This window comes from Bacillus sp. NPDC094106, assembly GCF_044764345.1.
Classification (GTDB): Bacteria; Bacillota; Bacilli; order Bacillales; family Bacillaceae_G; genus Bacillus_A.
In genome coordinates this window covers 67,059-77,107 of the sequence record NZ_JBIWHY010000006.1, presented here as the reverse complement: position 1 = coordinate 77,107, position 10,049 = coordinate 67,059, and the positions used below count along the sequence as shown (strand labels likewise).

Genomic DNA, 10,049 nt, shown 5'->3' with positions numbered 1-10,049 from the left:
TGTTCAGACCTGAATATTGCATGTACTTTATAGCATTTATTTATATTCTATTATGTAATTGATATCCTGGGGGTATCCTCGATACTATAAATATAATTAAGTTGTTCTAATTCTTTTAATTGCCTCTCGTTAACAACTACTTCCCACATTTTACTTTGATACATATTATTTAGTTCTAAGCAATCCATTACCATTATCTGCTCATCTTTTAGAAACTGTTCAAACTTAATCCAATGTTGTTTATCTACTTCTACAGTCTTTTTCATTTCCTTTTTTCCTTCTATTAAGATGGAGAATAATATTTTGAATTTCTTTACATTATCCACCTAAGTTCTAATAATTGGTGTTGTATAGCATTGAATAATCTCATATCAACACTTGGATACTGTTCTGAATGTATGACATCTTCATAATAAACTTTGAAATTTTGTAATTGGTAGCTAAACAAAACTTCTTTTTTAATATCATTTTTTAATGTTTTAGAATAAATAATGTAATCATCATCATTTCTATTTTGTATATATCCTAATTCTTTAAATAAATTCGTTGCCTTCATTTGAATTCTCCTTTTTATCCTTTGTGAACATAATATATTATTTGTGAAACTCTCTTTTTTCAATATTTAATGAAATTTTATCATAAATTTCTATTATGTTATTTCTAATGCGAATTGGACTAAAAATTGCAGTGTTATTTTTATTTTTCTACCTCAAAACTGAACTACTTAGTTTCGTCAGAGGTCTATCATACTTTTACATATCTATTTTTTACTAACGATAGGAGTGAGTTGATTATAAGTATGAGATAATAGCATATTCACTTCATCTATTAACTGTAATATCTGATTTACTTTTTAATAAGTCATCAATTTTTTCTTCTGATATCGAAATGATAATTGACTTCCTTCGTCTCATATATTCTACCTCTATCCTTTTCTTTATAAATTCTGCAACAGCATATGTCATCTCAACAAAAGCTAATCTCTTTTTAACAGCATATTGACTAATAATGCAACCATCATATATTTTATGAACAGGTAATCTAAATACTTCATGTTTTTCATTTGAATTATTGATAGTCCATACGGATACTTCATATATAATCCCTGCAAAACATTCTTCTGCATCAAAACTCCTCATTCTTGCTATTATTTCTATTTCCTTGATTTCATCATCACATATATACCCTTCTAACAGCGTCCACCCTTCACTTATCTTATAAAATCCATTTTGAACAAGTGCATCATTTTTATGTAGTTCTAATTCTTTTTGAAGCTCTTCTTTTTCTCTTTCTAATCGTTTTCTTGCTTCTCTTTCCTCTATATATTTCATAGCATAAGATATATCATTCTTATTTCTTTTATTAAACATATTCTTCTTCTCTCCTATCATTTATGTCTTTCTTTAAATAACTTTGCATTTGCTTTTATTTCATCTAATGTTGTGACTTTATTACGAGTCATATATTTTTTCTCTTCACCTTTTTGAACCAGTACAATATCCTCATTAACAATCTCAGTAACTTCATATTCGAAGTCTCTTTGAATATCAGGAAGTACCTTAGGTAAATCCGGATGATTTTCAGCAAAACCTATCATAAGGTTAAATGCTAAATCACTTTTATCTGTAAGAAATACTCTATCTCCAACATTTAAGGAGCTTTCTCTTACCGTATCATCTATTAGTTTCGCATAGATGTTTACAGAGTCTACTCGAATGTAATAATGTTCGTATTCGATTTCTTCCCCTCTATGCATAGACACTAATTCAACTTTATCTGCATTCCCAGCTATAAACATGATTTCCTGTAGATTACCATTAATCTCTTTTAAGAATCTTGCACCCACTCCCGAATAAACCTCAATTACATCACACTCAATACTCCCTTGATATCCAAATTTAACATATTTAAAATCTGTAATAATTTTCTTTTCTCCTTGTTTTAACATCACCATATTAATTTATCTCCCCTTTATTCTTTAATTGACTGGATTCATGTAAAAATAACTCTTCATTTAAGTTAAAAATACATTTAATATCTTCTTCACTAAACTTCATTTTTCTCATACAATCCCTGCAAAGTAGGGATTCTTTAAACTCTTCATCTGAATCTAAATTTATAGGCTGTTTTTTATTGCAATTGGGACAAAGTGCGTGAAACCTTAAGTCAATCAATCCCTCATTATCTGATAAACCTAAAAATAATCGAATACATTCTTTTTCTGGTAATCCCGTTGATTTAGAAAACCGAATTGGACAAATCTTGTTATATCCTCTATATATTTCTTTTTGAATATACACTTCTAACATTGGTATAAGTAAGTTCGGTGGATACTCATCTCGAAGCACTTCATTTTCTTCATAGCATTTATTTAATTGTTCTGAAAGCACAAAAACACCTCTCTATTTTGTTGACTATAGTTAATTTTAATATTATCATTATGTTTATAAAATGTCTAAATAAAATAATTATGAACCTCTTTAAAAGGAACTATAATATAAGGTTTTTAAGAGAAATGGGATTTTTAACAAATTGAATCTAAAGGAGAGAATTATATGTTTACATTGGAACAATTACAAAAATTAAGAAAAGAAAGTCAAGGGAATGTAGTAATTGAAGGATTGATTGCAGATATTGAGCTATTTCATAAGAAATTAGAATACGCTCATCGCTTTGCAAAACGAGATGAACTTTATGATGCTAATTATGTCGATGAAACATTAAGTGGATTTGATGGGGTATTATTTGATGCAGAAAAAATGAAGAAGTTGGTCAAAAAAGACGCTTTGATTAGATTCGAGGTTGAAAGATTAGGTACAAATGATAAAGCATTGGAGATTGTTTTCAACAGTTTCATCTTAGGCGATTTGAACATGGAACGTTTTTATAAAAATTTATAACAAAAAAAGAAGCTGTTATTTACAATAGCTTCTTTTTATATAAGAGTTCTATTATACTTCTTGAGAAACAAGACTTTAGCTTAAAAAATCAATGATAGCAAGCTCGCACATTAGACGAGTAATGTCAAACAAAGGAGTTTACCCACGAACCACCTGGGAAAATCTGTGGCTATCTACCATATATTTATTATACTTTGTTAAGTGTGCATTATCAATTGAATCAATGATTTATTAATCTCAATGGATATCCATTTATACAAAATATTTTTTACATATTCTTCAATTTCTTGTTCAAGTTCCTTAAATATAAATCAGCAATCGGTAACATCAATAAGAAGGACCATTTTAATGCGATAACTGTATCTTCTTGATTTTAGTTTAAATGTCCGAATATAACCCATTCATATACACACCATCCGATGGATAATAATACGAATGCACATGAATAAGATAAAAGAAAACCCATAATATAGAATGAAACTAAATAGCGTTCAGTAATAAAGTCTTCTATTCCAATCATAATTTCTTTCATTAGTAGATATAGCATCTTCATTGTATACTTCCCCCTTTTTATATTGCCTATATCTTCTTTATAAACAAGGTTATGAAGATAACTTTAAACCTTCATGCATCTTCAACTTATGTACGATATCTATGAAAAAAACTTGCTGTTCTTCTGTTAAAAAATCCAATTCACGATGGTTGTAATGGTAAATCATGTACTGTGCCAATAAAACATAAAAATCATCCTCATATTTTACGATGAAGGATTCTAATCTCTCTTCATCTAAAAACCAGGGCATCATCCTTAGATAACATTCTTGAATGAATTTAATAGTATATTCGGGATGCCTTTTTTCTCTGCTCTCAAGAAATCCCCACTCTTCGGAGACGTATGTAAAAAATTTCAGTATTATATCATTTATCTTAGGTTCAATAAATCTAAACACCATTGTTCTTGATAAAACAGGTTCTATACGCCCTGCTCCTTCGTATTCTTTCTTATCAAAAAAAATCTTTATCACTTTAACACCTTCTTTTATTGACTATAGTTAATGTTAACATGTTCAAATAAAAAAAGCATGTTTTATAACATGCTTTTATCAACTATTTAATTCAAAACAGTAAAGTCTAAATCCAAAATCAATTTCCTAATCAGTCGCTTATAGTCTTCTTTTCTATTAGATTTCTTTTTTAGATAGCTTACGATGGAAGGTAAGAAGCCCTCTCCCAAAAGTTCAAAATGGTCAACCCTCATAATAACCATAAATTCACCATATAATTCTTTTGTATATTTATTGTTCCTTATCCCTGACTTGTACATTTCATATTTATTTCTTAAAATTTCAGACGAACTATCAATGATATGAAACTTTATTAAATCATATCTTCGTAAAACGTCTAATTTTGTAAGTAAAAGCTCGTCATCCCATCCTAAAATGTTCTGTATTTCATTGTAATAAAAAGTAATGTCCCACTTATGAATCCTATTTGAAACCATTGTAGCATTCAATAAAATGGCATATATGAGCTCCCTTGTTCTCGGATTGAATTGGTTTAGCATTTCTCCAAATTCATCTATACATGAAATTAATTTCTCTGTATAATCCCCTAATGAATTCATCGGTAAACTATTTGTAAATCCTTGATAATCCTGTCCTTTTTTAAACATAACTTCACGAGAATAATCTTCTATTATCAATTCTTTATTTATAAACTGAAGAATTTCTTCTTGTTTCTCTATAGATAATGATTCAATAATGGATTGAATATCATAAATATCTATTGTTTGTAAACGAAAAGAATCATAATTGGGAAAAGGCTCGTATTTCTTTTTTTCACCAATGATGAGTACATTTAATACATTGTACTCTTTATCTAAATTGTGCCTTTTAAATTTCTCCACACAATCCAATATTTTCGTTCTTGTATTTGTTGAAGTGATTTGATAGCTAATCCCTACTTTCCTGTCTCCTAAATCAATTGCAGGTGTATTTAAAGTTATATGATTTAAATTCATCAGTTCCAAATCATAAATTAAATTAAGTAAACCACAAAAAAATGTTTCCGCTCTAACATTTTCTGTGACAGTATTTTTCTTTGTATCGAATTTGATTTCTATCGGAATTATAGATAGTTTCTTTTTGATTTCATCTGCAATTTCTGTTCTCTTGAATATAGGCATTTTTTAATCACTCCGTTCACTAATATATCTTCATTTTACCATACTTATATTTTTATCCAGAAAAACAAAAAAGGAAACTCATAAGTCTCCTTTACACCTGCATTTATTTCAGCACACTAAAATCTAACATCAAAATCAATCTTTTTAAAAGTTCGTCAAAACTTTCCTGTTTTTTCTTTTTACTTTCATCCCTAAGAAAAGTATGTATACAACTTAACCATTCAGCGTCATTTCGATAGTAAGAAAGGCAAATAAGACCTCTTTCATAATATACGGAATCCGACACTTCAAATAGTTTTTCCATCTCACCCTCCACGTATGCTGATTCAATCCATTTTTCATCTCTCAATCCATTTAGTTCATTCACTAATTCATCATAAGTCCACTTTAAATTTTTGGACACATCATATAATCTAAAGAAAAGACCATCATCGACTTTAATAGTTTTCTTCATTATAGAACAAATAAGTCTTCTTGTGCTAATATCAAATTCACTTAATTCTTCAGCTAACTGATTAATTGTTTTCTTATCCGTTTTCTTATATTCTGGTCTGGAATATGCCTTTAAAAATTTTGAATATTTCCCCTTTTTTAATTTCACCGTTTGATACAAATCATCTATATCTGGCAATGGAATATATAGTTTTACATAATTATAAATCTCCGCTTGTCTTTCAATTGATAATTCATCTATTTCTTCTCTAATCTCTGGTATATCAATTATATTAAATTCAAAATTGAATTCCTGAAATTCATGATATTTTTTCTTTGTACCAATGATAAAAACATTTAGTGTATCATAGTCTTTTTCCCATTCATATGATATGAATTTTTTTACTGATTCAATAATTTTCTTCCTGTCATTTGTTGAAGTTACTTGATAGCACACTTTGTTTTCTTTATCCCCCAAATCAATCCCAGGGGCATTTCTTATTTTCTTATTTAAATTCTTTAGCTTGTAGCCGTAAATCAAATTAAACAAACCTGCAAAAAACTTTTCAGATTTTATATTGTTATTTGTAAAATTCAAACGATTGTCAGTTTTAATTCTTGCTTCAATCAAGTTTAATCGAAAAGAAATTGCTGATGCATAATCAGTAAATAACTCATCTTCTTTCGGAATTTGCTTCATTTTATTTCATCCTTTCAAAAATATAAAGAGTATACAGAATAATCCTGTATACTCTCTATTTTGTTATTAATAATGTAAGTTCTCCATTTTATACTTAGCAAATTCGAATGTCTCATAGCTAATTGGATATTCGAGTTCTTTCACATCTACAATTAATTCTTTCTCTATTATCTCATCCTTACCTAAAACCTGTAAAACAAAAGCTCTTTCTTCCTCATTCCAATTTACATATTTACATACTTTCTTTTCTCCATCCACTTCCCTAATAACGAATGGTTTCTCTTTTAAAGAGAATTTAGCTTTATTCATTTTAAAGAAGTCCCAATCAAATTCTCCATTCTTAATTCGACCAAACTTAGAGAAATCATTATCTCTCATATAATATCCTTCCGCAGTACCACCTAAAGCACCCTTTTCATACCCAAAACATTGACAATGTGTAGCGAAGTCACAAGTAGGCGATAAATCACAAGAGCCACAGCAACGATTATCTTGAAAGACTGGACATTGGCTTTCCTCTAAAGGAATGCGAAATGCCTCTCTTCTTCTTTCATTCCGTCTTTCCAATCCCGTACATTCAAATACTTCTCTTTTTCTTAGCCCATGCTTTTCATCATGCTTATCTACCATTCTTCTCAACATATTAATTAATACACTCATTTATATATCCTCCTAAAATTAATTCAATTAAATACCTGTTTTTTATCTTCCAGACATTATATGCAATCAACAGAACATCTAAAAACAAGTAGATATAAATAATTGAATAGATATGAAAAGAGAGAACTATATTGATAAAAAGAAAGAAAAAGGAGTGTTTTTAAATGAGATTTTTATTTAATTCCATTATTAACAGGAGGTGTTTTAAGTAATGAATAGTTTTACTATTTTATTGATATTATCAACTATTTTTCTAATTTGTTCATTCGTAATTAAAGCAGATATGGTAGAGAATATTGATTTTCAACCAAATCCAATCACAAATAAAATGGAGCTGATTACAAACTTGGAATGTTCAAAACAACGAAAAATGCTTTTCTTTACTTCGCTTAGTGTTTTGTCGGCTTTTTGCACATTAAATTTTAAACAGATTTGTTTTATACTTGTCTTGCTTATTTTTTTCAATGTTCTATTTGAGATGATACCTGCATTTTTAATCCCTGGAGTTGCAATCTTTATTATAAAAAAACAAATAACATATATATGCTTAATTCCTTTATTTATAATCATGATGTTTTATCCAATCACTGCAATTCCTATAATTTTTGTATTGATGATTCTTTTTGGAATACTTAGTCAAAAACTGGTGATGAAATTCCCTTATATTCAAGACAGCGAACAAGAATTTTTTGATAGCTTTAAATTTATATTGCATTCTCTCTATGGCGGTATGTTATTTATACTTTTTTCAATTCAGCATAAGCCAGACGCATTATGTTTTTTCAAACAACTTGATAAATTTTGGGCATTCCTACTCAGCTAATTTAGAAGCAGATATTTATCTGCTTCTTTTTATTTTTTATAAATCGTTGGTTTTAATGAATAGTAATAGTTATAAAGATGCTTTTTTAAGAATTGTAGATTGAATATATCTAAAAACAAATAGACATAGATGATTGAATACATATAAAAAGAAAGAACTATATTGATAAAAAAGAAAGAAAAAGGAGTGTTTTTATATGGTAAAGATTATTTTTACTACAGTCTCATTGCTTTGTGGTCTATATACTTTTTATGCACTAACAAGAAATCTGGAAGATATACAGCATCCCTCGGAAAAAACTTATCTCATAAAAGGAAGTGTTTCGATAGTTTTAGGGGCAGTGCTTGGATGGTTGGCATTAGAGGGGCAGGTAATTCAATTTATTTTGATGTAAAGGAGGGATACAAATGAATGTATATATTTTACTTTCAATCGGTCTATTCATAAGTATTAATATGAGCTATCAAATTTTTCAAATGGATAGACAGGTTAGATGGGGGCATCATTCTTTAAATAATGAGTTAAAGGTAATGAATAGAATTACAAAAGCATTTGTTCCACCTATAATCATATTAAATCTATTTTTAATCAATGGAAATGAAGTGTTTTTGTGCTTATTTACAGAAGTCACTTTTCTTACGTTCTTATTGGGTTGCTTAGTTTTGCAAATTGTTGCAAAAAAAACCTTTATAGATTTTATACAAGAAGACATAACAGCCTCATGGAGATATAGTTTTAGTTTATTCAAATGGCATATTTTGATTTTTGTGATATTGACTATTTCACTTGTATTATCTCTATATTTCAAAGATTTATTACCAAAATTTACGTTGTTTGACTTTAAGTTTTGGATTTTTCTTGTTAAATAGCTAACTTGAGATTAGGAACAGATAATTATCTGCTCCTTTTTAGTATGTGTTAATTGTCAGATATTTGTTGAGAAAATTATTTTCCAGAACATTCAGTTTACCACTCTTTTATTTGTTGCTATGATTGAATTACAATATTTAGGAAGAGGGGATTCTATGCATACAGGGGTTTTAAGCAATGAGAGTCTAATAAAACTCTTAGATGAATGGTATAGAGAAATAAGGAAACAAAATATGGATTTAGCTACGAAATTAAAAAATGAAGTAGAAAACAGCATGAAAAATATTGATTCAAATGCTGATTTGCTTTTCTATTATCATTTACTTGAATTTAGACATGCGGTTTTGACAAATGGTATCAATATTTCAAAGGATTCATTCAGTAAAATTGATGAATTTGAAATTCCTTCAGATAATTTATTGTCTTATTATTATCATTTATTTAAAGCGATTCATTCTACATTCTTGTTCAATGTACCAGAAGCTCAAAAACATTTTGATGAGGCATACAAACGATTGAAAGATATACCAGATAAATTAGAAAAAGCTGAATTCCATTATCGAATCTCTGTACTCTATCATCATAATAATCAGTCCATTTTAGCCATACAAAACGCGTGGAAAGCTAAAGAGATTTATGAAGAACATAGTGGGAATGAATTAAATATTGCATCTTGCGAAAATGCATTTGCCTCCTCTTGCGTTCATTTAAAGCAATTTGAACAAGCAGAAGAAAGCTATAATACAGCCATAAATATTTTACAAAAAGCAAATAAGGACATGTTGGTTCTTCGGATTCGTAATAATTTAGGTTGGCTATATGCCAGTCAAAACTTATCAGAGTTAGCTATTCGTCATTTATCAGAAGTGTCGGAGAAGATACCGAATCATTTTAAAGCTATTTTTTTACAAGCAAGAGAATATTACAAACTAAAAGAAGGAAATATAGCTGAAGAACTAATTGAAAAAGGTACCTTAATTTGCAATGGATTAGGGAATGAAGAATATAAATGGCATTTTGCTGTATTAAGAGAATTAAATACAGGAACATCTATTGAAGAAACAGAAGAAGTAATAAAGTCAGGATTAGCTTATTTTGAAAAAGAAAGTCTGTGGGAGTATGTACAAGAATATAGTGAAATGTTAGCCGTAAAGTATTATAGCGTTGATAACCATCTAAAAGCTTCTCATTATTTTTACAAAGCACATGAGGCGAAAAAAGAATTGGATAAAAAAGGAGCGTTAAAATAATGAAGAAAATTAAAATTGTGTTATTAGGTATTGTATCTGTAGGTGTTTTGTCGTTTGGCATGAATTCTTTACCAGGAAAACAACAAGCATCCCACGCTGACTTCCCTGCTCCCAAGCAAGAATCATTCATGAATCATAATCAAGAAAATACCTTTGCTGTTGCAGGTACAAAAGGAACTGATTTATTGCCTGTTACTTATTATTCTCACGCTGATGTTTGGTAAGGCCA

16 protein-coding genes are annotated in these 10,049 nt (G+C 28.8%); 6 read left to right on the top strand and 10 right to left on the bottom strand.

Annotated features, from left to right (window positions below):
- Window positions 1–50 precede the first annotated feature (50 nt).
- The 5 genes from ACIQ7L_RS10455 to ACIQ7L_RS10435 form a co-directional block, all read right to left on the bottom strand.
- Window positions 51–266: a hypothetical protein gene (locus tag ACIQ7L_RS10455; protein WP_400568852.1), complete on the bottom strand. Its 216-nt coding sequence runs from the start codon at window positions 264–266 to the stop codon at window positions 51–53.
- Between the two features lie 47 nt (window positions 267–313).
- Window positions 314–556, bottom strand: coding sequence for a hypothetical protein (locus tag ACIQ7L_RS10450; RefSeq protein WP_400568850.1), 243 nt, complete (start codon window positions 554–556; stop codon window positions 314–316).
- A 265-nt stretch (window positions 557–821) separates the two neighbouring features.
- Entirely contained in the window at window positions 822–1,370 is a 549-nt protein-coding gene (locus tag ACIQ7L_RS10445; RefSeq protein WP_400568849.1) for a hypothetical protein, read from the bottom strand.
- A 17-nt stretch (window positions 1,371–1,387) separates the two neighbouring features.
- Complete coding sequence (locus ACIQ7L_RS10440; RefSeq protein WP_400568847.1) at window positions 1,388–1,954, bottom strand: hypothetical protein; 567 nt, start codon at window positions 1,952–1,954, stop codon at window positions 1,388–1,390.
- 1 nt (window position 1,955) lies between these two features.
- Window positions 1,956–2,390, bottom strand: coding sequence for a hypothetical protein (locus ACIQ7L_RS10435; protein WP_400568845.1), 435 nt, complete (start codon window positions 2,388–2,390; stop codon window positions 1,956–1,958).
- Between the two features lie 165 nt (window positions 2,391–2,555).
- Between ACIQ7L_RS10435 and ACIQ7L_RS10430 the strand changes: the two genes are divergently transcribed.
- The gene (locus tag ACIQ7L_RS10430) at window positions 2,556–2,900 is read left to right on the top strand and encodes a hypothetical protein (RefSeq protein ID WP_400568844.1); all 345 of its coding nucleotides are present in this window, start codon (window positions 2,556–2,558) and stop codon (window positions 2,898–2,900) included.
- A 373-nt stretch (window positions 2,901–3,273) separates the two neighbouring features.
- Here ACIQ7L_RS10430 and ACIQ7L_RS10425 read toward each other — a convergent pair whose 3' ends face one another.
- From ACIQ7L_RS10425 to ACIQ7L_RS10405, 5 genes are all read right to left on the bottom strand, one after another.
- The gene (locus tag ACIQ7L_RS10425; protein WP_400568842.1) at window positions 3,274–3,453 is read right to left on the bottom strand and encodes a hypothetical protein; all 180 of its coding nucleotides are present in this window, start codon (window positions 3,451–3,453) and stop codon (window positions 3,274–3,276) included.
- A gap of 49 nt (window positions 3,454–3,502) precedes the next feature.
- On the bottom strand, window positions 3,503–3,925 hold the full coding sequence (locus ACIQ7L_RS10420) for a hypothetical protein (protein WP_400568840.1): 423 nt from the start codon (window positions 3,923–3,925) through the stop codon (window positions 3,503–3,505).
- Window positions 3,926–4,011: 86 nt separating this feature from the next.
- Window positions 4,012–5,085 (bottom strand): SMEK domain-containing protein, encoded by a 1,074-nt coding sequence (locus ACIQ7L_RS10415; protein WP_400568838.1) that lies wholly within the window; start codon window positions 5,083–5,085, stop codon window positions 4,012–4,014.
- Window positions 5,086–5,188: 103 nt separating this feature from the next.
- Window positions 5,189–6,217 carry an SMEK domain-containing protein gene (locus ACIQ7L_RS10410; protein WP_400568837.1) on the bottom strand — a complete coding sequence of 343 codons (1,029 nt, stop codon included), beginning with the start codon at window positions 6,215–6,217 and terminating at the stop codon, window positions 5,189–5,191.
- 66 nt (window positions 6,218–6,283) lie between these two features.
- Window positions 6,284–6,877: a hypothetical protein gene (locus ACIQ7L_RS10405; RefSeq protein WP_400568835.1), complete on the bottom strand. Its 594-nt coding sequence runs from the start codon at window positions 6,875–6,877 to the stop codon at window positions 6,284–6,286.
- A gap of 211 nt (window positions 6,878–7,088) precedes the next feature.
- Here ACIQ7L_RS10405 and ACIQ7L_RS10400 point away from each other — a divergent pair, with 211 nt between their 5' ends.
- The 5 genes from ACIQ7L_RS10400 (at window position 7,089) to ACIQ7L_RS10380 (ending at window position 10,044) form a co-directional block, all read left to right on the top strand.
- Window positions 7,089–7,700, top strand: a complete 612-nt coding sequence (locus ACIQ7L_RS10400) for a hypothetical protein (RefSeq protein ID WP_400568834.1) — start codon at window positions 7,089–7,091, stop codon at window positions 7,698–7,700.
- A gap of 196 nt (window positions 7,701–7,896) precedes the next feature.
- On the top strand, window positions 7,897–8,094 hold the full coding sequence (locus tag ACIQ7L_RS10395) for a hypothetical protein (protein ID WP_400568832.1): 198 nt from the start codon (window positions 7,897–7,899) through the stop codon (window positions 8,092–8,094).
- 13 nt (window positions 8,095–8,107) lie between these two features.
- Window positions 8,108–8,569 (top strand): hypothetical protein, encoded by a 462-nt coding sequence (locus ACIQ7L_RS10390; RefSeq protein WP_400568830.1) that lies wholly within the window; start codon window positions 8,108–8,110, stop codon window positions 8,567–8,569.
- Between the two features lie 156 nt (window positions 8,570–8,725).
- Complete coding sequence (locus tag ACIQ7L_RS10385) at window positions 8,726–9,820, top strand: response regulator aspartate phosphatase (protein ID WP_400568828.1); 1,095 nt, start codon at window positions 8,726–8,728, stop codon at window positions 9,818–9,820.
- Window positions 9,820–10,044, top strand: coding sequence for a Phr family secreted Rap phosphatase inhibitor (locus ACIQ7L_RS10380; RefSeq protein ID WP_400568826.1), 225 nt, complete (start codon window positions 9,820–9,822; stop codon window positions 10,042–10,044). Before ACIQ7L_RS10385 ends, ACIQ7L_RS10380 begins: the two co-directional genes overlap by 1 nt.
- Window positions 10,045–10,049: the final 5 nt, after the last annotated feature.

Excerpts from the sequence above, each read along its gene's own strand:
- ACIQ7L_RS10455 (WP_400568852.1), bottom strand. The coding sequence starts at position 266 with ATGAAAAAGACTGTAGAAGTAGATAAACAACATTGGATTAAGTTTGAA.
- ACIQ7L_RS10450 (WP_400568850.1), bottom strand. The coding sequence starts at position 556 with ATGAAGGCAACGAATTTATTTAAAGAATTAGGATATATACAAAATAGA.
- ACIQ7L_RS10445 (WP_400568849.1), bottom strand. The coding sequence starts at position 1,370 with ATGTTTAATAAAAGAAATAAGAATGATATATCTTATGCTATGAAATAT.
- ACIQ7L_RS10440 (WP_400568847.1), bottom strand. The coding sequence starts at position 1,954 with ATGGTGATGTTAAAACAAGGAGAAAAGAAAATTATTACAGATTTTAAA.
- ACIQ7L_RS10430 (WP_400568844.1), top strand. The coding sequence starts at position 2,556 with ATGTTTACATTGGAACAATTACAAAAATTAAGAAAAGAAAGTCAAGGG.
- ACIQ7L_RS10425 (WP_400568842.1), bottom strand. The coding sequence starts at position 3,453 with ATGAAGATGCTATATCTACTAATGAAAGAAATTATGATTGGAATAGAA.
- ACIQ7L_RS10415 (WP_400568838.1), bottom strand. The coding sequence starts at position 5,085 with ATGCCTATATTCAAGAGAACAGAAATTGCAGATGAAATCAAAAAGAAA.
- ACIQ7L_RS10410 (WP_400568837.1), bottom strand. The coding sequence starts at position 6,217 with ATGAAGCAAATTCCGAAAGAAGATGAGTTATTTACTGATTATGCATCA.
- ACIQ7L_RS10405 (WP_400568835.1), bottom strand. The coding sequence starts at position 6,877 with ATGAGTGTATTAATTAATATGTTGAGAAGAATGGTAGATAAGCATGAT.
- ACIQ7L_RS10400 (WP_400568834.1), top strand. The coding sequence starts at position 7,089 with ATGAATAGTTTTACTATTTTATTGATATTATCAACTATTTTTCTAATT.
- ACIQ7L_RS10395 (WP_400568832.1), top strand. The coding sequence starts at position 7,897 with ATGGTAAAGATTATTTTTACTACAGTCTCATTGCTTTGTGGTCTATAT.
- ACIQ7L_RS10390 (WP_400568830.1), top strand. The coding sequence starts at position 8,108 with ATGAATGTATATATTTTACTTTCAATCGGTCTATTCATAAGTATTAAT.
- ACIQ7L_RS10385 (WP_400568828.1), top strand. The coding sequence starts at position 8,726 with ATGCATACAGGGGTTTTAAGCAATGAGAGTCTAATAAAACTCTTAGAT.
- ACIQ7L_RS10380 (WP_400568826.1), top strand. The coding sequence starts at position 9,820 with ATGAAGAAAATTAAAATTGTGTTATTAGGTATTGTATCTGTAGGTGTT.